Here is a 26,536-nt window from a genome sequence, read left to right on the forward strand (position 1 = left end):
CGCCCCCAAGCCTTGCTACCACGAGAGAACCTACAGCGTCAGTTGCCCGCGCTCCTCGTCGGTCAAACGCGCCCGCGCCTGTTCGCTCAAGGGCCCGGCGCCCAGCACCTGCACCGGGCTGTCGGGGTTGTAGCCCGGGGCGCGGCTGGCGTCTTCACGGGGGCGTTGCACCGGTTCGCTACCAAAGCCCAGCACTTCCACGGTGACGATGGACGCCCGGCCCTGCTTGGCCGCCGCCTGCTGGTTGCGGGCCGCATCTTCCGCGGCCTGGGACGCGGCGGAGCCGGCGGCGCTGGCCGAGGTCATGGCGCCGGTGTTGACCGCCGCCGTGACCGGCACCCCGCTGGACTTGCCCTGGGTCTGGATGTTCGCCGCGTTGACCACCCGCAAAGCGGCGATGTTGACGTTGCCCGAGACCCGGATCCCCGCCTCGCCGGCATCGATGGTGCCCAGGGGCGCGATCAGGTCGATGTCGCCGGCCGCCACTTCGGGTATCGGGTTGAGAGTGGCGATCCCCGCCCCGGTGCTGGGCACCGACGGCGACAGGCTGACGTTGCCCCAGTTGTCGTAGACCCGCTTGGGCGGTGTATAGACCACGGTGGTCTTGGAACCGCGGCCGGCGTTGATGTCGCCCGCCGCCGACCAGCCCATGATCGAGCCGCCGAAGGTGGTCATGATCCGGCTCTGGCCCAGCAGGATGCTGCCCAGGGAGTACAGCTGGATGTCCCCCGCGCCCTGGGTGATGATCCCCGCCGAGGCCGGTGGCGCCGTGCCCTCGATGCCGAAGGTCTGGTTGCCGCCGGGGGTCAGCATCTGGATGTTGCCGCCAAAGTCGGTGTGCACCCCGGCACCGCCGAACAGGGTGATATCGCCCTGGTAGGTGATCGGGTTGCCCGCCACGTCGGTGCTCGGGAACAGCCCGGCAATCGCCGCACGGCCACGGGCATAGCTGCCCTGGCGCATGCCGCCTTCCTCGGTGTACTCGCGGCCGGCGGCCTTGAGCTCGGCAAAATACACATTCCGGGCAAACACCCGCTGTTGTTCCGCGGGCAGGGCCGCGTAATAGGCCCGGGCCTGGGCGCTGTCGCCGACAAAGCCGAAGCGCTCGGCCAGCCAGTCCAGCAGTTCGTCCTCGTAGGTCTTGGCCACCCGGGCGCCCGACAGGCTTTCGCCCGGCTGGGCGAGGTTGGCCGGGTCCAGGTAAGCCTCGACGAAGCGCCGGTAGTCCGGGCCGTTGGGGCCGAACCCGGCCTGCATCACGATGCTCGCCCCAGGCCGGCGGTCCCCCGGCGCCACGGCGCCGATGCTGGTGACGCTGACCTTGTCCTCCATGAGGATGTTGCGCCCCGCGGTCAGTTCCAGGGTGCCGGGGCCGGCGACGTTGAAGTTGCTGTAGAGGATGTCGCGCCCGGCGCTGACGACGGAGATGTCACTGGGGTTGTTGTGCACGAACAGGTTGCCCTGGGAGGTCGAGCCATTGACCGGGTCCTCGACGCCGAAGGTCCGGCCACTGCTGACGATATCGCGCCCGGCCATCATCCACACCGGGCGGCTGCCCTCGTACCAGGTCTGCCCCGAGTGCAACTGGGAGGCCGCCTGGCCGAAGGTGATGATCCGGCCGCTGTTGACCCCCATCAGGTCGCCGTTCACCGCATAGAAACGCGCCGGATCGGCCGGGCCGGCAACCAGCCCGGAGACGCTGCCGGAACCGAAGGCGAACAACGGCAGGATCGAGCCGATGACCGGGTTGCCGTTGACCGACAGGTTGCTGGCCACCACCTCACCCTCGATGCTGCCGACAAATGCCGGACGCCAGGGCGTGGCCACCGAAGCGGCCGCGGCGCCCGACTGGCTGACGGTGAAACCGCCCGCGTAGATCGAGTCCTGGGCCAGGAACTGCAACTGCCCTGCGGCGCCCGGCGCCAGGAACAGCGGCACCCGGTAGTTGAGGTCGCCGACTTGCGCGCTGGCGGCCTTGCCATAGTAAAGGCTGCCGCTGGCTGCCACGGCCCTGAGGATCGACGGATAGACCACCGCCAGATCGGTGCTGCCAGGGCTGGTGAGCGGGGTCAGGTTGCCGCCCAGGGACATCAGGTCGATGGCGGTACGCTCGGTCCACAGGGTGAACCAGCTCCGGCCGCTGCCTTGCTGGCTGCCACGGCTGAAGAGCGCGGTGTTGAACTGGCGGACCCGGCCCGGGTCCTCGACGTTCTGCACCACCAGGTCGCCGCGGCTCTGCAGGTTGAAGGTGGCATCGCCGGGCACCAGGGTCAGGCCGCCCTGGGCCAGGCCACGGGTGGCGCGCAACGGGTCGAAGGCCCGGGCTTCGCTGGGGTTGTGGTCAACGGCGGTGCCGCCATAGTGCAGGTCGATGCTGCCCAGGGAGGCACTCTGCAAATGGCTGCTGCCACGCAGGTTGACCACCACCCCATTGCGATGCTCGATGACCAGGTTGCTGGCCGGGTTCAAGGCGCCCGCAATGTTCACCCGCAGGTCGCCACCGCCGGTCAGTTGCAGGCTGCCATCGCTGGCGACCCGGCCGGTACTGCCCACGGCCAGCACCAGCCCCTGGCTGCGGGGCGCCACGGTGGAGGCGCCGGCGCTGTCCGTCAGGCGCTGGAGGATGCCCGCGTCACCGCCGACATTCAGCTCCAGGTTGCCGCCGCCCAGGGTGCCGAACCCGGTAAAGCCCAGCATCCGGTCGGCGCTGCCGTTGGCCGCATAGGTGCCGAAATTGATCCACCAGGCACCGGGTTGCGCCGAACCGCCGGTGGCGACATCGCCGCTGCCCTGGCGCCACAGCCAGTTGCCCACTTCGGCCGAGTCCTGGCCGTTGTCCTTGGGGTTGGGCCAGGCACGGCTGTCGTTGGCGGTACTGCTGATATTGCCGGTCAGGTCGCCACCGGCACTGACCCGCAGGTTGCCCCCCGCCTCCGGGTACCAGGCGCGGTACAGGCTGGTGCCGCTGCCATTGACGAACTGTTCGAAGTAACTGCCCGGGTCATTGAGCACCGTGGCTCCCGTTCCCTGGGCCCGTGGCTGGTTGTAGGGATCGCCGGCCGTCGTCGCCGTGGAGGAAGTACCGGCGGTGTAGACCCCGTACAGCGAGTCCATGCTCAGGTTGCCGGCACTGAGCAGTTCAAGGTCGCCGGTGCCGGTGCGGATCACGCTGAAGCGGCTGCTGGACGGCGTTGCGCCATAGGTCTTGCTGTCCAGGGCCATGCAGAAGGCGGGCGACTCTTCACAGAAGGCCGCGACGGACGACTGCCCCAGGTCCAGCAGGAGTTGCTCATCGATCGGATCGCCGGCCTTGACCACCACCCCGGCGCCCGCCAGCTCGTCCACCGCCAGCTGGGTCCAGGCGTAGCTGGCCTTGATTGCGCAATAGGCCGGGCTGTCGGCACAGAACTGCTCGATCGAGGTCTGCCCCAGATCCACCAGCAGTTGTTCGTCGATCGGATCACCGGCCTTGACCACTATCCCTACGCCGGCCAGGTCATCCACCGCCACCTGGGTCCAGGTCCGCACCACCTGGCTGGGCAGTTCCTTGGCGAACATCCCGTAATGGCTGTCCGCCAGATGCAAGTCACCGCTGCGTGGGTTGGCCTGCACGATGCGGCTGTCGGCTGCGCTGGTATCGGCCCCGGCCACCAGGCGCAGGGACCAGGATTGCGAGCCTTCGGCAAGCATCGGCGCAATGGCCCAGAGCTTGCCCTGGCGCCCGACGTCTTCGGGCCGCAACTGCACCGAGTCGACGCCGCTCGGCAGCTTGACGTTGGTGCCGGCCGGGATCAGCCCGCCCTTGGGCAGGGCCTTGCTGCCGTCGAGCATGACGATGTTGTTGTTCACATTGGCCAGGTGTACTTGCGGCAGCGGCACGCCCTTGGGCCAGGTCATGGACCGCAGCTGGGTGCCCTGGGTCAACAGCGTCCCGGCCTCCAGACGGGTGCCGGCGACCAGGGTCCTGGGCTCGCCAAGCAGGGTGCCGGCGGCGAACAGCAGGTTGCCCGAGGCATCGCGAATCGCCGCCGCCAGTACCGTACCCGCCGGCAGTACCAGGGTCTGGTCCAGGGTCGCCGTGACCGGCAGGCGCGTGCCCGCGGCCACGGTCAACCCCTTGATCGGCAGGTCGTAGTTGAGGGTGCTGCCCGCCGGGAAGGCGGTGCCGTCGGCCAGGGTCACGCCGTTGCCCGGCACGATGATAGTGCCACCGGTGAAGTCCACGCCCGGCAGCAGCACCCAGCCCTTGTCGTCCACGGTGGCAGGCGGCGGCGCGAAGCCGTCGTTGATGCTGCCATAGACATTCAGGTCGCCCCCGGCGCGCAGCGTCAGGCTGCCGACCTCGCCGGAACCGTAGACCGAGGTCTTCTGGCTGTGGGGGTTGAGGCTGGCATAGCGATAGCCCGACAGGTCCAGGTCGCCCTGCACCACCAGGTCGCCGTCTGCGCTCTTGCTGACGATCTCGACCCCGGGCCGCAGATGGAAGGCGTCGGCATAGCTGGCGTTGTTCAGGCCGGCCAGCTTGTTCTGCAGCAGGTCGCTGTTTTGCAGGGCCGCGTTGATAAAGGCCGTGCTCTGGGCATGCTTGGCATCCAGGTAGGCCTGGGTGATTTCCTGGTAAGGGCGGCCGCTGGCGGTGGCGTCGGTTTTTTCCGGAGCATCGTCGTAGCGGAGCATGCCGTTGACCGCAATCGAGCGCGCGCCCTGGATATCCAGCGGGCCACGGGCATCGATGTCGATGTCGTTGCTGCTCTGGTCCGCCTGGACGAGGCGCGGCGCGTTCAGCTCCAGGGTGCCGCGGCTGCGACCGTCGTTCTGCCCCGCCGCGCTGCCCACAGCCACGTCGGTGCCGTGGCGCAGGTCGATGCGCGCACCGTCGGCCAGGGTCAGGCGGCCCTGGCCCGAGCTGAGCACCACGCTGGCGCGGTTCGGTGAGTCGATGATCTTGCCGTAGCTGTCCACCCGCAGCTTGCTGCCGTGGGCATCGAGCACCGCGCTGCCGTCCAGGGTCAGGCCCTTGCCGGCCGCCAGGTTGATACTGCCGACCCGTTCGCCGCTGGCGTCCACTCGCCCGGTAACCCGCAGGCTGCCGTTGTCCACCGAGACGTTGACGGTGCTGGCCCTGACCCCGTCGCCGATGGTCAGGTCGCCCTGCTTGAGCTGGAAGCTGCGTGCGCCAAAGACCTGGCCCTGGTTCAGGCGCTGGTTGAGGGCGGCGAACTGCTCGTCCAGCGTGCCGCTGCTGCCCAGGTGCTGGGCCTGGATTTCCACCGTGGCGCCGAGGAACGGCACCAGGGTGCCGCCGGCATCGTAGTAGCCGCTGCTGCCGCCAAGGACCTTGCCCGCCAGGTCTACCCGCCCGGCCGCACCGTCCAGCGCCACCGCCCGCAGTTTGCCGGCCTGGTTATGGGTGGCCGAAAGGTCGATGGTCGAGCCCGTGGCCTGCAGCACATTGCCGGTAGCACTCTGCAGCAGCACTTCGCCGCCGGCGCCGTATTTGCTCAGGTCATTGAAGGCGATGGTGCGGCCAGCCACATCGATCAACGCCGCATCGGTCAGGCTGACATCACCCCGGGCCCCCAGGGTCACCTTGCCGCTGGGCAGCACCACGGCACTGGCCAGGCGGATGCTGTCGCCCTGCAGAGACAGTTCCGCGCCCTGGCCATTGGCCTGGCCACGAGGGCCGGCCGAGGCGCCGATATCCATGGCGCCGCCAGCGGTGATGCGGTTCACCGAGCCGGCCTCGCCGGTCATCAGTGGGGTGAGGATATTCAGGTTGCCGCCGCTGTAGGCAAAGCCCTTGAGCGGATCGAAGGCGCCCTGGCTCTGGTAGACCGACAGGCTGCCCTTGTGGTTGGCGGTAATGCGCTGGCTGGCATTGAGGTCGACGTTGGCGAAACCCAGGGCCAGGCGGTCGAAACTCTTGGTGGTGCTGGGCTGGGCAAAGGCCCCGTAGCCGAACTCGATGCGTTCGGCATTGATTTGCAGGCGGCCGCTGCCGGTTCCGGCACCGCCGGCCACCACCGCGCCTGCCGGGGTCTCGGAACCCTGCCAGATCAGGTTGGCGGTGTGGATGCTGGCCACATCATTGGCGCCCCCGGCACCGTAGATCGCCGGGGTGGAGAGCATCAGGTTGCTCAGCAGCGACTTGCCGGTCGCCGGGTCGTAGGTGTCCAGGCTGGCGCTGCCGTAGAAGTTGAAGCCGTCCCGGGCCGAGAGCTGCAAGGTCTCCAGGGCCGGGGCGCCGACCTGGGTATCGCCGCGCAGCAGGCGGTCGAGCAGTTGCTGGGTCAGGGTCATGCCGCTGGGCAGGCGATTGCCCGCCGCGGCTGCCGCCAGCGCCTCCGGGCTGCCGACGTTGATATTGTTCAGGCCCAGGTTCAGGTGGCGGGTGCCGTAGCGCACCTGGTCACCCAGCTCGAAGGCGTTGTCGGTCAGGGCAACGATGCTGCCATCGGAATACAGTGCGGTCTGCCCGCTGCACGGCGCGCTGGCGCACACCCCGAGCCGGATGCCGCCGCTGGTCTGCCCGCCGGCCTGGGCCTTGCTGATCACGTTGAGCAAGCCGTTGGACACCGCCAGCATATTGGCCACCTGGTAGGTGAAACCGTCACGGGCGTCATAGCTGGCCTTGCCTCGGCCCAGGGTATTGATCGAGGCGCCCTGCTCCAGGACGATCTCGCCGGTGTTGCTCACCAGGAACACTTCCGGCGCGGCCAGGCTGGCGCCCTCGCGCAAGGTGATCGAGCCCTTGGGCGTGTTCACGCCTTCGGCCACGGTGATGTAGTTGCCGCCCTGGCCGTACTTGACCAGCGTCAGGCCGCCCAGCATCAGGCGCGCTGCGCCCATGGCGTTGAGGCTGTCGGCATCCAGGGTAACGCCGTTGAAACCCTGGGTGGCCGACTTGCCGGCCGCCACCACTTCGATGTTGCCACTGCCCATGTTCAACACCGCGACGGTGCCGCCATAGCCCCCCGCAGCGGCATCGAAACGGCCAATGCCCTTGAACGAGAAGGCATCCGCACCGGCCCCCGGCTCCAGGGCCAGCTTCAGGGTCTTGGCGTCCACCGGCAGCATCGGCCGTGGCACCCCGAGCTTGGCGGCATCGGCCAGGGCGAACTGGGCATAGCCGGTTTCGTTGTACTGGGAATAGCGGCGCAGGGTGTCGGCCGAGGTCAGGATCAACTGGCTGGCGACGCTGTTGCTGATCCCGGTATGGGCGATCGATAGGCGCCCGGCGGTGGACCAGGAGCCATTGCGCAACGGCTGGGTCGCGCCTTCGGTGCCGAGCCCGGCGAGGCCGTTGATCTCGACGCGAAAGGCCCCCGGCATCAGCGCATAGGTGGACGGCATCAGGGTGTAGGTACCTGCCGCCAACCCCGGCACTCCGGCGCCGATAGTAATCTGCTGGCCGATCAGCGGGTCCACCGCGCCGCCCTCCGGCGCCACCGGTGCATAGCCCGGCTGCACCCCGGGCACTATGGCGTAGATCGGGTTGCTGCCCAGGCCCGGGAGGATGAAGCTGCCGTTGGCGCCGATCTGCACCAGCGGGCTGTAGCGCGCATCGGTGGAGCCGCCGCGCCCGGAAATGAACCCGGCGCCCAGCAGTTCGCCACCGCCGGACAGGTCCACGGTGGCATCGGGCTGTACCTGCACCGACTTGCCGCCCAGGATCACCCCGACGCTCAGGTCGCTGTTCTCATTCACCAGGGCGCCCTGGCCGAGGAAGGTCACGGTCTTGCCGTTGTACTTGTAGACCTGGCCATCGACGGTGCCGCCGTAAGGCAGTACCAGGCCCTTGCCGCTGACCGAAGTCAGGCTGCCAGGCAGCAGCTCGACCTTGCTCGCGCCCAGGTTGCCGATCTCGATCAGCCCCAGGGGCGCACGGACTACCCCGCCCTGCTGGATGTTGGCCGCGCCCAGCTGCAAGCGGCCGAAGGCCGAGTACGGCACAGGCGCCTCGCCATGGCCGGTGCGGCCGATGGTCAGGGTGCGCGTGGGGTCGAAGTTGATGCTGGTGCCGGAAATATCGTTGAGGTAGCCGGCAATCACCCGGGCCCCGACCTCGGTACCCGGGTACAACTGCGCGGCCCGCAGGGTCATGTCGCCCTGGGTCAGCAACTGGGTGCTGATGCCCTTGGCGATCACATCGGCCCCGGCCCCGGCGAGAAAGCGCAGGTCGCCCTGGCTGGTCAGTTGCACATGGTCGAACCCGCGGCGCTCGACGCCGAGCAGGCTGTTGTCGGCCTGGCGCAACGTGCCCTTGCTGCCGAACACCACGTTGCCACGCACATCGATCAGGTTGCCGCTGGCATTGAACTGCGCCTGGGTGGCCTGTTGCGACGGCGTGCCGGTGGAGACCGGACGCACGTACTGGTCCTTGGCTTCCAGCGGCGCGAGGATGCCCGCCAGCAGCAGGTAGGGTGCCGACAGGTCGACCCTGCTATTGGCCGCAGCGCTTTCGCTGAGGTTCAGGGCACCGCTGTACAGGCGCAGGCTCTGGCCCATGTTCAGCGACACATCGCCATCGAAGCTCAACAGGCCGTTGCTCAGCAGTGCCAGGTTGTCGAAGCCGCCGGCGGTGACCTGATCCACCCCGAGGCGGCCGTGGCCATACTCCAGGCTGGCGGCCGCGGCGTCGGCGCTCGCGGGCAGCGCACTGCCCTGGTGGGTCTGGCTGAGCACCAGTTCCCGGGCCTTGAGCACCCGGTCACTGACCGCGTTCTTGATGTAGTACGGGCTTTCCAGGGCCAGCGACAAGGTGCCCCCTGCAGCGCCAGCGCCTCCGGCCCGGGCGACGAAGCTGCCGTCCAGGTACAGGCCGTTGTTGGACGCGAAGCTGATGCTGCCACCGTTGCTGGCCACCTGCACCCGGCCCTGGCCGGGAATGTCCAGGGCCGCCTGGGCGCCGGAAGCGTCGAGACGCGCACCCTCGCGCACCACCACAAACAGGTCGCTGGCCTTGGCGATACCGGTGGCCAGGTCGATCTCGCCGCCGATGGCGATCTTGCCGCCATTGCGCACCTGGCCGTAACGACGGCCACGGTTGTCCACGGCGCTCACCGCCCGCGCCGCCACATCAATCACCGCCTGCTCGCCGACCCAGATCGAGCGCCCGTGACCGGCGGCATTGGCGGCCTCGGAACTGGCCACCGTCAGGCCGCCGAGACTGACGCTGCCGCCCCAGGCATTGAGCGTGCCGTTCAGGGTCAACTGGCCGACGCTGCGCAGGTTGATGGCCTGCCCCGGGTCGACACTGATCACCGCGCCCTGCCCCACGCTCAGCGCCGTGGTGGCCAACTGGGCGGCCGTGGAGTACTGGTTGCCGGCGTTCAGGGTCAGGCCGGCGCCACGGCGCTGGGTCAGCACGCCCCTGGTTGCATCCTGCTGGTACAGCTGCGGCAACCAGCGCTCCAGCACCGTGGCCGGGTCGCTGCCAGTGGCACTGCTGCTGGCCTGGGCCCCGAAGCGGTAGACCGGCATGTTGACCTCGACCTGGGCGCCCTCGGCCACGGTCAGCCCTTCGTTGCCGGTGATGTCGTAGGCACCGAAGCCCTTGTTGAAAAAATCCCCGGCCAGTTGCAGGGTGCCGGCCTCGGGGGCCGGATCATGGGCGCCAATCAGCACCTTGTGCGCCTGCAGGGCCAGGGTGCCGCCACCGTTGACCCCATACCCGCGCAGCTCGCCATCGAGGTCGAGCTTGCCGTCGGCGGCCAGGGTCACGTCGCCGCCCTTGCCACCGCTGGTCTTGCCGTCATAGGCAATGCTGGCGCCAGAGCTGGCATCCACCTGGGTGCCGTTGGCCAGGTTGAGGTCGCCGCTGCTGCGCAGCGACACCTTGCCCCCGTTGATAAAGGCCAGGCCGCTGCTGTCCGAGGCGTCCAGGGCCAGGTTGTTCCAGCGCCCGCTGGCATCCAGCTTGACCCCGCTGGCCACATCGACCCGGGCCTGGGCGCCGCCGGTGGGCGCGAGGATCACATCGCCGACCACGAAATTGCGGTTCACATCCACCTGGTTCAGCACGTTGCCAGCGTTGATGCTGCCACCGTGGGCGGTGAGGTTGGCGTTGATCTTGACCTCTGGCCCGAACAGGGTGATGTCGCCGCCATCGGCCACCTTCAGCGCACCGTTGACCTGGACCTGCTGCCTGGCGCCGACCTTGATCGCCCCCAGCTGGAAGCCGTTGAGCTGGTCGCTGTCCAGCACCAGCTGGCCCTGGCGGTTGGCCGGCAGGGCTGTGGCGAGGTCCAGGCCGTCGGCGATCTTCTGCTGGTTGGCCTCGATCAGCACCTTGTCCACGCTGGGGCTCAGGGCGTAGCGCAGGGTGCCGCTGGTCTTGTTGTAGATCGGCGTGTAGTTGCCAATGATCAGTTGCGCGCGCTGGGCCGCGGCCTTGTGCGATTGCTGGTAGCCGTCGAGGTTGATGTTCGGCGCCTGGGTCTGGCGGTCGCCCTTGAACACTTCGCTCACCAGCTGGCCTTCGAGCACGGCGTTGCTGGTGCCGATCACCAGCTTGCCGGCGTCGCGGCCGACGCTGTAGCCGGCCTCGTAGCGGCGCTGCTGGGCGATCAGCGGGTTGTAGTAGTAATCGGTGCGGCCCCAGCGCGGGCTGCTGTCCACATAGCCCTTGTAGATGCCGGTGTAGAGCAGGTCCCCCGGCGCCCTGGAGAGCTCGTACAAGCGCCCGTCGGCGCCCTTGAGCCAGGTCTGCTGGATGTAGCCGCCCTGCACATCGACGGTGCCGCCGGAGAGGTTCAACTGGGCGCCGGACTGGGTCACCACGTCCTTGCCGGTGAAGGTCAGGGTACCGCCCTGGGCCATCCACTCGCCGATGTTGTGGCCCTGGGTGCCCAGGTAGCCGCCCACTTCCAGCAGGCCGCCGGCGGTGTACCAGCGATCGGTGGCGTAGCCGTTGGTGCCCGCCGGGACGAACACCAGCTCGCGCAGGTCGACCCAGACGTCGTTGTTGATCAACTGGCCGCTGTCGCGGTTGCCCGCCGAATCGCGCTGCTCGTTGCCCTGGACGTTGATCTTGATGTTGTTGGACTCCATCGCCACCTTGACCCCGACGGCGCCGGCCACATCGATCACCGCGCCATCGCGCACCAGGCTGCGCTGCCCGGCACTGACCGCCACCTGGCCACCGGTGGCCAGGGTGATGGAGCCGTCCTGGAAATCCACGGTGCCGCCGCTGACGATCTCCACCCGGGACTGGTCGCTGCGGTCGGCCACGCTGCTGAGGTTGTTGAACTGGCCGGTGATCAGGTTGGTCGGGGTGCCGTCGAGGTTGATCAGGCCGTTGTTGCGCTGGCTGTCCAGAGCGCTGCTGCCACTGCTGTCCAGAAGGATTGCGGTGGTGCTGCCCTGCCCCAGGGTCACGCTGCCGGTGCTGTCGCTGGCGGAGTTGAGTAAATGGATGGTGCCGCGGGTGTCCACCGAAGTGCTGGCCAGGGCCACGCCGTTCTGCGCCACCTGGTGCCCGGTGAGGGTGATATCGCCCGTGGAGGCCATGATCAGGCCGCTGTTGCTGACCTTGCCGGCGCTGCTGCCGGCCTTCAGCGAAGTGGCAACTTCATTGCCCCGGGTGGTGGAGTGCTGGTTGCCGCTGGTGCCGACCCCGCGGCGGATGTAGAAGCTGTCGCCGGCCGCCAGGGTGGTCTGGCCCTTGGCAGTGACGATGGTGCCGGCGTTCTCCACTTCCGAGCCCAGTAGCAAGGCATAGCCGCCGGATTCGGTGGAGGTGGCCGCCGGGTGGGTCTGGATCAGCGCACCGCGCTGCACCTGGACCTTGCCCAGGGCATCGCTGAAGGTCGGCTGGGTGCCGTTGGCGTCCACATAGAGCCCGCGCTGGGTGAACTGCTCGTCGCTGATGGTGGCCGCGGCTGCCACCAGGTTGCGCACATTGACCTGGCTGGTGCCGCTGAAGATCACCCCGTTGCGGTTCATGATCATCACCGTACCGGCGCCCTTGATCTGGCCCTGGATTTCGCTGGGCCGTCCATTGGGGTCGTTGACCTTGTTCAACAGCGCCCAGTTGGACTGCTGCTGGAAGTCGACGGTGGTGTTGCGCCCGACGTTGAAGGTTTCCCAGTTGAGAATGGCCTTGTCGGCGGTCTGCTCGATGGTCACCGTGGTCTTGCCGCCGGACTGGCTCTGCACCGGCCCTTTGGCATTGAGCCAGCCCTGGGTCAGGCTGTTGTCGACCTTCAGCCCGCCTTCGCCGAGGCCATCGGGAATGGTGCTCACCGTGCCGAATGCGGCCTGGCGTGCGGCAGCCTGGGCCGCTTGCTGGGCGGCGATGGCGGCAACGCTGGAATTGAGGTTGCTCAGGGAGCGCTGCAACTGCTGGTTGGCGCGGGTCTGCTGGGACAGCGGCGGGATCCCCGGAACCTGGCCGTTGGTGCGCGCGGCGGTGGCGGCCTGGGACGCGCCCTTGTCGGCGAACCAGCCGGAACTGAAGGCCGTGGCGCCATGGGCACTGCCCGCCACCATCAGCAGGGCGATGGCCTGGGCCAGGGGCTTGAGCCGCAGGATCGGCAGCTCGCCATCAGGGCGCAGCGCGGGGGATTTGACCGGTGGTTTGCAGCGAACCATTACTACTCATCCTTTGTTATGACGCCCACGGGAGCGCGACGCTTGTAGGGCCCAGGGCGCGCGTCACTGCTTTAGGAGATAGGCCGTTGGCGCGAGGCGCGACCGAACGGATGTCACGGAAAATTCATCTTTGGGGTGCAGGGTGTCGCCCCTGCCCCTGCGTGCCACGGCGGCAAGCAGGGGCAAGCGGCGCTGGCCGGCTAGAAAGGTCGGCCAATGGCGTTGCAGATATTGGGGTTGCCGATACTGCGCAGGCTGGCGGGTGTCACGAAGGCGTTCCGGATCGCGGCCTTCCAGATCGCCGGCAAGGGTTGCAGGTTGTTGTTGAGCAATGCCGCATCGTTAGTGACCAGCGAACCGTACTGGCGGGCAAAGAACGCCCGCACCTGGGCGGTTTGCGTCGCATCGGCGTAGCACTGGCTGAAAATCGCGGTGCTAAAGCCCAGGATCGGATACCCGACGCTGGGAAATGGCACCACCGAGGGGTCATTGCCATCGAACGAAGCGGCGAACACCGGTACCCACCTGATGGGGTCGCTGAACGGGCCGGTCGATAGGTTCGCCGTCGGCGGGCTGATCAGGCTGATGGCATTGACGATGTTCGCCGGTGTCGGGGCTATCCCCCCTACCCGCGCTACCTTGCTGCCATCTTCCAGCCCGGCAAGGGTGCTGGATGCGTGGCTCGAACCGATGAAGGTCACACTCCCCGGGGTTGCATTGAGCACTTCCATGACCTGGGGGCTGCCCTGCGCGCTCTTGGCGGTCTGTGGCACCGAGGCTGGATAAGCGTTGGCGAAGAACCGGGTCACCGCGAAAGGCCCGGCCGGTTCAGAGCACTTGGCATTGAGAAAACGGGTAAACAGCTCGGTGGTGCCACTGGGCCCTTGCGGGTAGACCACCGTCAGTGGTCCGTTAGTGCCTGCACCGCTCGACAGGTACTCCCAACGGTCCAGCCGGCCCGAGAAGATCCCGCACACGTCATTGACGCTCAGGTCCAGGTTGCCAATGCCGGCCTTGTTGAAGCGGATCGCCACCGCCGTGGCGGCGACGGGCACCTGGATCAACGGCCCCCAGCTCGCCCCATGGGCCATGGAGTAGCCGTCGAGCTCGCTGCCTCTCAACTTCGATTCAGTGGCCACCCAGTGCACGTTCCGGGTAGGGGCGCCCGGAATCAGGCGGTTGTAGTCGTTGTTCAGAAAGGCTTCCTTGTCCCCGAGATCAGAGCCGATGTAGGGCGCAAAACCCGCCGTCAGTACCCCGGGCGCCAGGTAGTACGACTGCGGCAGCGTCGACCCGCCACCGTTGATATCCGCCAGGGCCAACTGGGCACATAGGGCGCTGCCCACCAGTGACGTGGCTAACCAATGCATTTTGAACATGACATGACTCCTGTCGTATCAGGACGGGCGAGCACTCGTGCCGGAGCGTTGTGCCGAGCATGAAAAAAATCAGCAACGGTCGAAACCGTTGCTGATCCGGGGGCTGCAGGTATCGGACGCGAGAGTTACAGCGGACGGCCGATGGCGTTGCAGACGCTGGCGTTACCGATGCTCAGGCCGCTGGAGGCAGTAACGAACGAGTCACGTACTGCGGTTTTCCAGGCAGCTGGCAGAGGCACGAAGCGGTTGTTGTTGATGGCGGTGTCGTTGTTCACCAGGGCACCGTAGTGACGGCTGAAGAAAGCCCGTACTTGCGAAGTCTGGTTAGCGTCGGCGTAGCACTGGCTGAAGATCAGGTTGGTGAAGCCCAGGATTGGGTAACCGCTGGTTGGGTACAGGCGCAGGCTCTTGTCGCTTGGGTTGGCGTCGATGTTGGCCTGGGAAGTGAAGACAGGAACCCACAGGTTCTGGTCGCCACGAACAGTGGTATCAGGCACGGCAACCGCGGCGATAGCCGAGGAAACGTTGGCAGGCGCCGGGGAAACGCCAGCCACCTTGGCCACCTTGGTAGCGTCGTCCAGGCCGGCCAGGGTCGGCGCGGCGTAGTCCGGGCTCATGTAGGTGATGCGACCGTCGCCAGCGTTCAGCGCGTCCATGACGCCTTGGCTGGTAACAGCGGCAACCGCACCGGCAGGCAGGCCACCCGAGTAGCTGGAGGCGAAGTTGGTGGTCACGGCGAAGGTGCCGGTCTCGGCGCACTTGGCGTTCAGGAAGCGGGTGAACAGCTCGGTGGTGCCGCTGCTTTCATTGCGGTAGACCACGGTGATGGCGCCGGTACGGCCCGAACCTGCAATCTGGCTCCAGTCGGAAACACGGCCCGAGAACACGCCGCACAGGTCGTTGACGCTCAGGTCAACGGCAGCAGTGCCGGCCTTGTTGAATGGAACGGCAACCGAAGTGGCCACCGAAGGCACCTGGATCAGCTTGCCCCAGGCCGCTTGGTGGCCAGTGGCGTAGCTGTTCAATTCGGCAGCGGTGAGCTTGGAATCGCTACCGGCCCAGTGCACGTTCTTGCCGGTGGTGCCGGCCACGAACTTGGTGTAGTCGTTGTTCAGGAAGGCAGCCTTGCCGTTGCCGCTGCCTACGCCGATGTAGGGAGCGAAGCCGGCGGTCAGCACGCCAGCGGTCTGGTACAGCGGTTGTGGCAGGGTTGCGCCACCGCCGTTGATATCAGCCATTGCAGCCTGTGCCGAGCACAGGGCAGCCAGGGTCAGGGATGCCGCGAGAACGTTGCGCTTAAACATGAAGAATCTCCTTTCGTCGTGTTCGTACGTTGGGTGAATAGCTCTTGCATGACGCCATGGCACTCGGGCCAGAAGCCTTGATCCAGACGGCTTGATGGGTGAGGCCATGGGGAGAGAAGTTCGCAGTTTCCGGTGACAGATAAAGGAAAAAACCTCGGGAGAAAGCAGCTGTTTTTGCAAAAGATTCTCGGGTGTTTGTCGGAGGTTTTCGCGCCTTTGCCCGGGAAAATGACCGCCAGGTTGCCGGGGCTGGAAGCGGCATTGCCCTGCAAGCGCCTAGGGGGCTGGCCACCGGGTCTGAACATGACAGAACGAGGAACCCGAGGTTGGCCCGTTGCCCGGTCGGGAGTGAGGCACGCGGCACGAAATTTTATCGCTGCCCTGCCCTGTGCTTCGCACCACCGCTTCGCTCTCGTAGGAGCCGGCTTGCCGGCGAAGAGGCCCGCCAGCCCTGCATCGCCGCTGCCGACGCCTTCGCTGGCGAGCCAGCGCCTACGGACCGGGCCAGACGGGGTCAGGTCAGGTCGGGTTGGGTCGTGCGGTTCAAGTGACCAACTGGTTGATCTCGATGATCGGCAGCAGTACCGCCATCACGATCACCAGCACCACACCGCCCATCACCACGATCATCAAGGGTTCGAGCAAGGCGGTCATGCCCATGGCCCGACGCTCGATGTCCCGCGACAGGGTCTGCGCCGCCCGTTCCAGCATCGGCGGCAAGGCGCCGGTCTTCTCGCCGCTGGCGATCAGGTGGATCAGCACCGGCGGAAAGACTTTTTCCACCCGCAGCGCCGCCGCCAGGTTGGCGCCTTCGCGCACCTTGGCCGTGGCCTCGCTCACGCTCTGGCTCAGGCGGTCGTTGGACAGGGTCTGGCGCGCCGCTTCCAGGGCCCGCAACAAAGGCACCCCGGCGCTGCCGAGGATCGCCAGGGTCGAGGCAAAACGCGCGGTGTTCAGCCCCAGGACAAAGCGCCCGATCAGCGGCAGGCGCAGGATCCGACTGTGCCAGTTCAAGCGCGCCCGGGGGTTGCGCAGGTACACCCGCCAGCCCCAGAACCCGGCGACCATGGCGGCAAAGCACAGGCCGCCCCAGGCACGGATGAAATCACTGGCATTGAGCATGGCCAGGGTCAGACCCGGCAGGTCCTGGCGCGCCTGGGAGAAGGCACTGACCACCTGAGGCACCACATAGCTGAGCAGGAAGATCACGATGCCGATGGACACCAGCCCCACCACCCCCGGGTAGATAAAGGCGGTGAGGATCTTGCCCCGCAGGCCGTTGCGCTCTTCGATGTAGTCCGCCAGCCGCTCCATGACCTGGGCCAGGTCGCCGGACTCTTCGCCGGCGGCGATCAGCGCCCGGTAGATCTCCGGAAAATCCCTGGGCCGCGCCGCCAGGGCCTCGGCCAGGCGCATGCCGCTGCGCACATCCGCGCGCACCGCGCTCAGGGTCTGGGCGATGTGCTTGCGCTCGGCCTGCTCCACCGTGGCGCTCAGCGCGGCCTCCAGCGGCAGGCTGGCCCCCAGCAGGCTGGCCAGCTGGCGGGTGGCCCAGGCCAGGTCGTTGTCCGAGAGCCTGGGGCGCAGCAGCCCCCCTGCTCCGCCGTCGCCGCCGTTGCCATCGAGCTGTACCAGCAAGGCGGTCAGGCCGCGGCTGCGCAGGCTGGCGAAGGCCGCACCCTGGCTGTCGGCTTCCAGGTGCCCGGATTCGATCTTGCCGAGGGCGTCGGCGGCTTCATAGCGATAGCGATTCATCAGGCGTCCCGTGTCACACGCAGGATTTCTTCCGGCGCGGTGGCGCCGCTGCGCACCCAGCGTTCACCGTCCTCGCGCATGCTGAACATCCCGGCCCGGCGCGCGGCGGCACGCAGGGCCTGCTCCTCGGCGCCCTGGTGGATCAGGCTGCGCACATCGTCATCGATGCAGAACAGCTCATGGATCCCGGTTCGCCCGCTGTAGCCGATGTGGTTGCAGGCCGGGCAGCCCACCGGGCGCCAGGTGCCGGGGTTGGCCGGGTCCTGCTCCTTGCACTGGCTGCACAGGCGCCGCACCAGGCGCTGGGCCAGCACCCCGAGCATCGACGAGGCCAGGAGAAACGGCTCCACCCCCATGTCGATCAGGCGGTTGACCGCCGATACCGCGTCGTTGGTGTGCAGGGTCGCCAGCACCAGGTGCCCGGTGAGCGAGGCCTGGACCGCGATCTGCGCGGTCTCCAGGTCGCGGATCTCGCCGATCATGATGATGTCCGGGTCCTGGCGCAGGATCGCCCGCAGGGCCAGGGCGAAGGTCATGTCGATCTTGGCGTTGACCTGGATCTGGCTGATGCCCGGCAGGTCGTATTCCACCGGGTCCTCGACGGTGAGGATATTGCTGGTGCTGGCATCCAGCCGGGCCAGGGCCGCGTAGAGGCTGGTGGTCTTGCCGCTGCCGGTGGGCCCGGTGACCAGGACGATGCCGTGGGGCTGGCGGATCAGGGTATCCAGGCGCGCCAGCAGGTCCGGGTCCATGCCCAGGGTCTCCAGTTGCAGGCGCCCCGCCTGCTTGTCCAGCAGGCGCATCACCACCCGCTCGCCATGCCCGGTGGGCACCGTGGACACACGGATATCGATGGGCCGCCCGGCCACCCGCAGGGCGATGCGCCCGTCCTGGGGCAGGCGTTTTTCGGCGATGTCCAGCTGGGCCATGATCTTGATCCGCGACACCAGCGCGCCGTGCAGCGCCTTGCGTGGCGACACCACGTCGCGCAGGGTGCCGTCGACCCGGTAGCGCACCACCGAATGGGTCTCGAAGGGTTCGATATGGATATCGCTGGCCTCGTCTCGCGCAGCCTGGGTGAGCAAGGCGTTGATCATGCGGATCACCGGGGCGCCGTCCTGGGTGTCCAGCAGGTCGGTGATTTCCGGCATGTCCTGCATCAGGCGGTCCAGGTCCACCTCGTTCTCCGCCGCCCCGACCACCGCTGCTGCGCTGCCGGTGTCGGCGTAGGCGGTGGCCAGCAGGCCGTCGAGTTCCTCGTCGCGAATCCGCTCCAGGCGCGCCGGGCCGAACTGGCGGCGGGCTTCGCTGATGGACCAGCCAGGCGTCGAGGGGCACACCAGCAGCACCGCGCCCTGCTCGGTGTGGCGCAGGAGGATGCGCTGGGACTTGGCCCAGGCGTAGGGCAACTGGGTGGTCATGGCTGTGGCTCCTTGTGGGGTGCGGCGCCATTGCGTGGGCTGCCACGGTGAAACCCGCGATGCCCGCTGGCCTGGAAATGAATGGGGGCATCCCCCATAAGGCGCTGGCTTGCCAGCGCAGGCGCCAGCAAGATCAGCGCCCGATCCACGGGCCCCTTCGCCGGCAAGCCGGCGCCTACGAGGGGCTTGGCAGCCCGGATTTGGGGCCCCTTTGCCCCGTTCATTGCACCGGCACCGCGCGAATCGGCGCCCGCGGCGTCTGCGGTACGCCCTGCAGGGACACCGGCACTGCCCCGGGGATCGCCTTGCTCGCCGCAGGCAGTTGCGGCGCCTGGATATCCGGCATCACCCAACTGCGCTCCGGCTGCAACTGGCCCTGTACCCGGCGCATGAAGTCATAGCGATTGAGGGTAATGCTGCGCCCCGCGCCACTGTCGCGAATGATGTAGGGCCGCAGGAACACCATCAGGTTGGTCTTGGTCACGCTGCGCTTGTCGTTGCGAAACAGCACCCCGAGCCCGGGGATGTTCGACAGCCACGGCACTGCGTCGTTGCTCTGGCTGTAGCCGTCCTGCAGCAGGCCGCCGAGCACCATGATCTGCCCGTCATCCAGCAGGATGCTGGTGTCGATCGCCCGCTTGTTGGTCACGGTGCCGGCGTCCACCGAAGCCCGCTGGTCGACGCTGCTGACCTCCTGGTAGATGTCCAGCTTCACCGTGCCGCCTTCGGAGATCTGCGGCCGCACATTGAGCTTCAGGCCCACTTCTTCACGCTGCACGGTCTGGAACGGGTTGTTGCTGGTGCCGCCACCGCCGGTCACATAGCTGCCGGTGACAAAGGGAATGGTCTGGCCGACGAAGATGCTCGCCGCCTCGTTGTCCAGGGTCAACAGGTTGGGCGTCGACAACACGTTGGTGCCGCCCTTGCTCTTCAGGGCCCGGGCCAGGACCTTGAGGTCCAGCACCTTGCCGATCCCCGGGATGTCCACCGTGCCGTTGACCACGCCGACGTTCAGGCCCTTGGGCAACACGTCGATGCTGGTCTTGCTCGCCGGCGTGCCCACCAGCCCGCTGCCGCCGAGGTTGACCCCGCCAAAGCCACCGCGCCCGCCGAGGTTGCCGGCCTGCCACTGCACGCCGAACTCGCTGGCATCGTCTTCGCTGACTTCGACGATCAGGCTCTCGATCACCACCTGGGCACGACGCTGGTCGAGCTGGTCGATGACCTCCCGCAGGTTGCGGTACAGCGGGTCCGGCGCCGAGATCAGCAAGGTGTTGGTGGTGGCATCGGCCTGGATGGTCACGCCACCGGCACTGAAGGCGGTGTTCTGGTCATTCTGCTGGCCCGTGCCGCCCTGGCCGGCGCTGCTGCCCTGGCCGTAGGCGGCACCACTGCCGCTGCTGCTGTTGAGGTTGCCACTGGCGGTGGGCGTGCCGCTGCTGTTCTGGCTCGCGCCCTGGGCGCCCTGGCTGTTGCCGCCCATGCCGCTGAGCATGGCCCGGGCGCCGTCGCTGCCGGCGCTGTCGCTTTCCCCGGTGAGCAGCCCGCGCAGGGCCTGGGCCAGCTTGCCGGCCTGGGCGTTGCGCAGGTACACCACGTGCAGGTTGCTGGGGTTGCTCTGGGCGTTGTCCAGTTTGTAGATCAGGTTGCGCGCCAGTTCGGTGCGCTCCGGGCTGCCGGCGCGGATGATGATGGAGTTGGAACGCGGGTCGCCGATCACGCTGATCTTCTGGGTCTGGTCGGCGCCCTGGGTTTCCAGCAGTTCGGCGACCATGGTGGCGATGTCCACGGCGATGCCGTTCTGCACCGCCACCACATCGGTGTCGATGGCGCTCGGGGTGTCGATGCCGTTGATGATCTGCGCCACCCGCTGCAGGTTCTCCGCGTAGTCGGTGACCACGATGGTGTTGTTGCCCGGGTAGGCATTGATCGGGTTGTTCGGCGAGACGATGGGCCGCAGCACCGGAATCAGGTTCACCGCATTTTCATATTGCAGGCGGAAGGTGCGGGTCAGCATGCCGTTGCCCGCCGGCTTGTCGGCGCTGTAGATCGGCCCGCCCAGCAGCTTGGCGTCGGCTTCGGGCACCACCTGGGCCACCCCGCCCACGTCCACCACGGAGAAACCCTGCATGCGCAGGGCCGCCAGCAGCATGTCGTAGGCCTGGTGCGCCGGCACCTGGCCTTCGCTGACCAGGGTCAGGTTGCCCTTGACCCGTGGGTCCACCAGGAACTGCTGGCCGGTGGAACGGGACAGCGCGCGCACCACCGCCTGGATATCGGCGTCGACGAAGTTCAGTTGCACCGGCTGGTCCCCCAGAGGATTGCGCGGCACGCTGGTGCTGCGCGACGTGCCCTGGGCGCGGCTGCTGCTGGTCACCGGGTGCAGGACTTTCGGCCGTTGCGCCTGTTGCGCCTGCAAGCGCTCGCGGTCCGCCAGCAGATCGCCGCTGCGCCGGGTGTCGGCCAGGGGCTGGCCCAGCTCGCTGTCCACCAGCAAGGGCGGCGGCGTGGTGGAGGTGGTGTTGCTGCAAGCCCCCAGCGCCAGCAGCAGAAAAGGTGCGGCCTTGCGACACTGGCGCACGTAGTTGGAACCTGACCACTTCATGAAGCTTCCTTAGCGCCCTGCGCCTGATCCATGCGAACGGTCCCGGACAGTGTGCCTGCCGAGTCTTGGACGGCGGCCGCGTCTGCGCGTTGCAGACGAGCCTCCACCACCTGCAGTGAAAACTGCCGGGGAGCCCCCAGCAGCCAGCCGACCACGGCATCCGCCGGGGCCTGCTCAAAGGTCAACCGCCAGCTCTCGGGGCCGGCTTGATCCGCGTGTTGCAACTGGTAGCGGCCCTGGAGCCCGGCCGCATCCAGGGCCTGGCGCAGGGCCTGTTCCAGGCTTTCGCCCGGGGCATTGCGAGGGCCCGCCGCGACCTCGTGCAGCAGCACTTCCAGGGCCTCGGCCTGGGAGCGCAGCTTGGGTGTCTCGGCTTGCCAGTAGTCGATCTTCTTCAGCGGCGGCTGGATCAGCAGCAACCACAGCAACAGCCCCAGCAACCCCAGGGCAGTGGCCCCCAGCAAGCGCTTTTCCCGCAGGGCCAGGCCGTTCCAGTGGCCCAGGGCCTGGGCCCGCAGGCGCGACCAGCGCGCCCGATACGGCGCCAGCATGGCCTTATTCATTGTCTTCTCCCGTTGCCTCGGCTGTGCTCTCTTCGGCTGGAGCCTGCCCCGGGGCCAGGCTCCAGCCATTACCCTGGGCCTGGACGCTGTAGCCGGCCTGGATCAGGGCCCCCTGCCAGGCGCTGTCGGCGGTTTTCGGGGTGTCTGGCAACATTTGGAGCTGCAAGCGCTGCCCGGAAAACTCCAGGCTTTGCACGCTGCCCACCATGAACGGCATGGCCAGCCCCGCCTGGGCCAGCAGGTGGGCGAAGCCCTGGCTCGGGTCCGCCGCAGCGCTGCTCTGGCGCGCCGCCAGTTGCTGGCGAGCCTGTTGCAGCGGGTTGAGCACCACCGGCAATTCGGGGAATACCTGCTTCACCCGCTGGCTCATCTGCGCCTTGAGCCGCTGCCCCTGCTCTGCCTCGCGGGCGGCGTACAGGTTCAGGCCCAGCACCCAGATCGCCACCGCCAGGGCGCAGCAGCCCAGGGCCCGGCCCCAGCCCTGGGGGGCCCGGGTGCCGGCCAGCGCGCCGCTGTGCAGGCCCCAGGAAGGCGGCGTGCCGCTCCAGCGCAATTGCGCCGGCAGGGGTTCTGGCGCTGGCAATGGTTGCCCGGGCAGCGCTGGCACTTCGCCGATCCAGCACAACTCGCTGGCGCTGGCGCGCAACTGCTCCAGGGTCTCGGCCACCAGGGGCTGCACGCTGCCCTGGGTGGCGCTCTGGCGCACCAGCAACTGTTCGTCCAGCAGGCACAGGTTGACCTGCCCCGGGGGCGGCGCCGGCAAGGCGTAGGGCGCCGGGTACAGGCCGGCGAGCTTCAACCCGGCCTGCTCCAGCAGCCGCCCCAGGGCCTGCAGGCGTTCCCGGGGCAGCCAGCTCAGCGCCACCTGGCCCTCTGCATCGCGGTGGCCGTGGGCCACATGCATCTGTTCACTGGGGCCGAGGATCAGCGCCTGGGCAGCGCAGGCCACCGCGGCCTTGATCCGCGCTGCGGGCAATTGCGGCAATGGGATCTGGGTCAGCAGGCTGTCCAGTGGGTGCAGGAAACACTCCACTGCGGGCGGCTTGTCACCCTTGCCCGGCAACCCCAGCTGGCCCAGGGCACAGCAACCGGTATCCGTGACCCGCCCGCCACGATCGAGCCTTGCAAAATCCACCCGGCACTGCTGCGGCTGCTCGGTGCCGAGCAACAAGTCCAGGGGCGGCAGGCCGATGCGCAGGCGGCTCATGCGCCCACCCGCGACCAGATCACCTGGGGCATGCGGTCCTCGGGACGGTGCAGCAGCGCTTGCAGGCTGACCCGGCGCTGATCACGGCGGGCCTGGCCCTGAAGCAGGAACCACTCGCTGGTGATGCCGACCTTGATCTGGTCCACCTGCAACTGCGGCAGGCGCAGGCGATTGACGAATTCGCCACGGTTGATGAACCAGTGCCCGGCGTCACGCTCGGCCACCAGGGCCCGGGCCCGGGACAGATCCAGGCCCGGCACCGCCGCCACCAGCACCTCGGCGCTGGCGGTGTTGCCGTTGATCCAGGTATTGCCCGGCAGGATGCTCACGTACGGCTCCAGGCGCGCCAGCAGTTCCGGGGTCACACCCTCAAGGCCCAGCAAGTCGTCCAGGCTGCGCAGCATCGGCTGCCTGGGCGCCAGGGTCTGCGCCGCAGCGCCTGCCGAGGTTTGGCGACCGCTGTTGAAACTGCCATGGCTGCTGGTGGCGGCTGGCGCCTGCAGGCGCTGGGGGTAGGAAGCGATCACCCGCTGGCTGATGCGCCGGCCCAGGGCGCCGTCGATGCCGATCAGTTGGCACAACTGCTGGAAGCTCTGCAGTTGCCCCGCATCCACCTGCTGGTTGAACACCAGGTTGCGCAGGTTGAACTTGCCCTGCAGGTCTTGCAGGTGGCCCTGGAACCCGGCGTTGAATCCACCCAGGGCCTGGTCGCCGATGGGCCGCGCCCAGGCCTGGTCGAGGCGTGTCAACACATCACGCTGGCGCGCGTCCCAGAGCAGTTGCCGGCTGTATTCCAGGCCGCCCTGAAGCACTCCGGCAGCGACGATCCGTGCCTGTTCGGCTTCCACCGCACGGGTGAAAGAGGTTTGCCGGGTAAGCATGCCCCCGGCGATCACCGCCACCACCGCGGCGATCAGCAAGGCGCTGATGATGGCCATGCCACGCTGCTTCGCCGCACTGGGCGAATGGGCTTTCACGACCGGCCCTATAGTTGCCAGGAGCCGATATCGGCATTCACGCCGTCGCCGTCGGGCTGGCCATCGGCGCCGAGGGAAAACACATCCACTTCGCCGTTGGCACCGGGGTTGAGGTAGTGATACGGGCGGCCCCAGGGGTCATTGGGCAGACGTTCCAGGTAGGAGCGCCAGTTGCTGTCCTTGGCATTGGCCGGGCGCTCCACCAGCACCTTCAGGCCCTGGTTCATGTTCGGGTAGCTGCCGTGGTCCAGGCGATAGAGCTTGAGGGCCTGCATGAGCCCGGCGATGTCCTGCCTGGCCGCCGTGGCCCGTGCCTGGTCCGGGCGATCCAGGACCTTGGGCACCACCATGGCCGCCAGGATCCCGAGGATCACCACCACGACCATGATCTCGATCAGGGTGAAGCCACGCTGGCCGCGCAGGCCTCGGGGCGGGGATGTTACAGGCGCGATATCCATCTCGACATTCCTTGGCGTAAGTTCGATTCGTCGCGCAGTGTTGCAAGAAGATATGTCAGTGGTATTGAAAAACCTCGGGAGTTTCGGTCGCCATTCGGTCAAGCCCGCAGGCTAGTCTGCGAGGCTGTTTCCCGGTCTCGAGCGGCCCATGCAAGCCCTGCGCAAACAAGCTGGTTTCACCCTGATCGAAGTGCTGGTGGCCCTGGCCATCATTGCCGTGGCGATGGCTGCGGCGGTGCGCGTAGCGGGCCTGATGACCCAGAGCAACGGCCTGCTGCGGGACAAATCCCTGGCCTTGCTGGCGGCCCAGAGCCGGGTCGCCGAAGTGCGCCTGGAAGGCCGCCTGAACAGCGGCGTGAAGAACCTCGACTGCGACCAGGGACGGCTCAAGCTGCGCTGCGAAACCCGCATCGCCCCGGGCAGTGCGCCGGGGCTGGTGCGGGTGCAGGTGCAAGTCAGCGACCGCAGCCGCGAGGCGCCGCCGCTTGCGCGCCTGGAAACCCTGGTCAGCCGGCCGCAGGTACAACGCCAGTGAGGCCTAGCGGGTCAACCGCGGCAGCTCCGGCGAGTCCGGCAGCTTGCTGACCTTGATCCGCGACTGCTCGGCGCCGCGCTCGATCAGCACGCCGTCGGCCTCGATCACAGCCAGGCGCACACCCTGGGTCAGGGTTTCCCCGGCCAGGAAGCTGCGCGGCGGGCCATCGTTCAGATGCAGGATCGCCACTGCGCCACGGGCCCCGGCCATGACCCCGGACACCTTGATCTGCACCTGGGCCGGCTGGTTGGCAAACCACTGCAGGGCCGGGTTGTCGGAACGCGCGGCCAGCACCTGGGGCGCCACCGCCGGGGTCTGGGATTCGGCCGGGGTCAGCAGCAGCGACGACCAGGTGGCGACCCCACCCAGGGCCGCCAGCAAGGCCGCGTACTGCAGCAGTCGAGGGGCATCAAGGCGCGGGGCGAATGACATGGCACGTAGCATCGGGGGGACCTCCTGTTTGTCCGTGCCCCCAGCCTACCGCTCAATTCTCACGGTTTTATTTCACCGGACGATCATCTGCGTCTGGCAGGCTGGTCCGAGGGCCAAGGAGTGCAATCCGATGCAGGCAGGCAAGCAACAAGGCTTCACCCTGATCGAGCTGATGGTGGTGCTGGTGATCATCGGCATTGCCAGCGCGGCCGTGGGCCTGAGCATCAAGCCCGACCCGCTGCAACTGCTGCGCAAGGACGCCGAGCGCCTGGCGCAACTGCTGCAAGTGGCCCAGGCCGAAGCCCGCGCCGATGGTCGGCCGATCACCTGGCGAGCCACGGCCAAGGGCTTTGCCTTCAGCCGCCACAGCGAATCCGGAGGCGGCATCGATGACCTGCGTGGCGACCCCCAACTGCGCCCCCGGGCCTGGGAAACCCCGGCGCTGCAAGTGCGCATCGAACCCAGGCAGCGCCTGGTATTGAACGCCGAGTGGATCAACCCGCCGCTGCGCCTGGTGTTGTCCGACGGCCAGCACAGCCTGAGCCTGGAACGCAGCGCCGCCGGCCAACTGCGGGTGGTGACCCAGCCATGAAGCGCCGGCAGCAGGGGTTCACCCTGATCGAAGTGATGGTGGCGATCATGCTGATGGCGGTGGTCAGCCTGATTGCCTGGCGCGGCCTGGACAGCGTCACCCGGGCCGACAGCCATCTCAAGGCCAGCACCGAACAGACCGAAGAACTGCTGCGCACCCTCAACCAGCTGGAACGTGACGTGGCCCTGCGTGCCGGCACCCAGCTGCGCGAGCCGGCCCTGGGCGACAGCGAAGAAGCCGAGCCCGACAGCCCGGCCCCGCTGAGCGTGCGCAGCTCCGACAGCAAGGGCTTTCGCCTGGAGGTGATACGCAGCGCCGCCACCCCGGGGGATGGCCTGCAACGGGTGCGCTGGTGGCTCAAGGGCGACACCCTGTACCGCGCCGTGGCCGAGCCCCGCGACCGCTACCCTTTGCCCGCGCCGCGCGACGGCGTGGCGGTGCTGAACCGGGTCAGCGACCTGCAAGTACGGGTCTGGGATGCCGACAAAGGCTGGCGCCAGCTCAGCGGCAACCGCCAGGACAGCCCCCTGGGCCTGGAGATCCGCCTGGTGCGCCAGACGCCCCAGGGCGAAGAGCGCTACCGGCAAGTGCTGGGGCCGTTGCAATAACCCTCTCCCTTAGGAGCCGGCTTGCCGGCGAACCGCGTAGCGGCCAGGCCCTGAGAATTCGGCAAATAGCGCCGGCCCCTTCGCTGGCAAGCCAGCTCCTACAGGG

14 protein-coding genes are annotated in these 26,536 nt (G+C 67.9%); 3 read left to right on the forward strand and 11 right to left on the reverse strand.

Annotation, left to right across the window (positions count from 1 at the left end; genetic code table 11):
* Window positions 1–30 precede the first annotated feature (30 nt).
* The 10 genes from BLS75_RS05290 to gspG all read right to left on the reverse strand — a co-directional run bounded on the left by BLS75_RS05290 (window position 31) and on the right by gspG (window position 24,263).
* Window positions 31–12,594, reverse strand: a complete 12,564-nt coding sequence (locus tag BLS75_RS05290; RefSeq protein WP_072450547.1) for a filamentous haemagglutinin family protein — start codon at window positions 12,592–12,594, stop codon at window positions 31–33.
* A 200-nt stretch (window positions 12,595–12,794) separates the two neighbouring features.
* A complete protein-coding gene (locus BLS75_RS05295; RefSeq protein WP_072450548.1) occupies window positions 12,795–13,973 on the reverse strand; it encodes a substrate-binding domain-containing protein in 1,179 nt (392 codons plus the stop codon).
* A gap of 125 nt (window positions 13,974–14,098) precedes the next feature.
* Entirely contained in the window at window positions 14,099–15,277 is a 1,179-nt protein-coding gene (locus BLS75_RS05300) for a substrate-binding domain-containing protein (protein WP_065363919.1), read from the reverse strand.
* A 543-nt stretch (window positions 15,278–15,820) separates the two neighbouring features.
* Window positions 15,821–17,032, reverse strand: a complete 1,212-nt coding sequence (gspF, locus tag BLS75_RS05305; RefSeq protein WP_011061051.1) for a type II secretion system inner membrane protein GspF — start codon at window positions 17,030–17,032, stop codon at window positions 15,821–15,823.
* Complete coding sequence (gene gspE / locus BLS75_RS05310) at window positions 17,032–18,453, reverse strand: type II secretion system ATPase GspE (RefSeq protein WP_015635436.1); 1,422 nt, start codon at window positions 18,451–18,453, stop codon at window positions 17,032–17,034. Before gspE ends, gspF begins: the two co-directional genes overlap by 1 nt.
* Before the next feature lie 220 nt (window positions 18,454–18,673).
* On the reverse strand, window positions 18,674–21,058 hold the full coding sequence (gene gspD / locus BLS75_RS05315) for a type II secretion system secretin GspD (RefSeq protein WP_072450549.1): 2,385 nt from the start codon (window positions 21,056–21,058) through the stop codon (window positions 18,674–18,676).
* Window positions 21,055–21,621, reverse strand: coding sequence for a type II secretion system protein GspM (gene gspM / locus BLS75_RS05320; protein ID WP_072450550.1), 567 nt, complete (start codon window positions 21,619–21,621; stop codon window positions 21,055–21,057). The genes gspD and gspM overlap by 4 nt, the downstream gene beginning before the upstream one ends.
* Window positions 21,614–22,828 carry a type II secretion system protein GspL gene (gene gspL / locus BLS75_RS05325; RefSeq protein WP_072450551.1) on the reverse strand — a complete coding sequence of 405 codons (1,215 nt, stop codon included), beginning with the start codon at window positions 22,826–22,828 and terminating at the stop codon, window positions 21,614–21,616. Before gspL ends, gspM begins: the two co-directional genes overlap by 8 nt.
* On the reverse strand, window positions 22,825–23,805 hold the full coding sequence (gspK, locus tag BLS75_RS05330; RefSeq protein WP_072450552.1) for a type II secretion system minor pseudopilin GspK: 981 nt from the start codon (window positions 23,803–23,805) through the stop codon (window positions 22,825–22,827). The genes gspL and gspK overlap by 4 nt, the downstream gene beginning before the upstream one ends.
* Before the next feature lie 8 nt (window positions 23,806–23,813).
* Window positions 23,814–24,263 carry a type II secretion system major pseudopilin GspG gene (gspG, locus tag BLS75_RS05335; protein ID WP_011061045.1) on the reverse strand — a complete coding sequence of 150 codons (450 nt, stop codon included), beginning with the start codon at window positions 24,261–24,263 and terminating at the stop codon, window positions 23,814–23,816.
* A 148-nt stretch (window positions 24,264–24,411) separates the two neighbouring features.
* Here gspG and gspI point away from each other — a divergent pair, with 148 nt between their 5' ends.
* Window positions 24,412–24,798 carry a type II secretion system minor pseudopilin GspI gene (gspI, locus tag BLS75_RS05340; protein WP_011061044.1) on the forward strand — a complete coding sequence of 129 codons (387 nt, stop codon included), beginning with the start codon at window positions 24,412–24,414 and terminating at the stop codon, window positions 24,796–24,798.
* A 3-nt stretch (window positions 24,799–24,801) separates the two neighbouring features.
* Here gspI and BLS75_RS05345 read toward each other — a convergent pair whose 3' ends face one another.
* Window positions 24,802–25,242 carry a general secretion pathway protein GspC gene (locus tag BLS75_RS05345; RefSeq protein WP_083533689.1) on the reverse strand — a complete coding sequence of 147 codons (441 nt, stop codon included), beginning with the start codon at window positions 25,240–25,242 and terminating at the stop codon, window positions 24,802–24,804.
* A gap of 118 nt (window positions 25,243–25,360) precedes the next feature.
* Here BLS75_RS05345 and BLS75_RS05350 point away from each other — a divergent pair, with 118 nt between their 5' ends.
* Both BLS75_RS05350 and gspJ read left to right on the forward strand, forming a co-directional pair.
* Window positions 25,361–25,822, forward strand: a complete 462-nt coding sequence (locus BLS75_RS05350) for a GspH/FimT family pseudopilin (RefSeq protein ID WP_011061042.1) — start codon at window positions 25,361–25,363, stop codon at window positions 25,820–25,822.
* On the forward strand, window positions 25,819–26,430 hold the full coding sequence (gene gspJ, locus BLS75_RS05355) for a type II secretion system minor pseudopilin GspJ (RefSeq protein WP_015635429.1): 612 nt from the start codon (window positions 25,819–25,821) through the stop codon (window positions 26,428–26,430). Before BLS75_RS05350 ends, gspJ begins: the two co-directional genes overlap by 4 nt.
* Window positions 26,431–26,536 lie beyond the last annotated feature (106 nt).

This window comes from Pseudomonas sp. NFPP12, assembly GCF_900103205.1.
GTDB classification, from domain to species: Bacteria; Pseudomonadota; Gammaproteobacteria; order Pseudomonadales; family Pseudomonadaceae; genus Aquipseudomonas; species Aquipseudomonas protegens.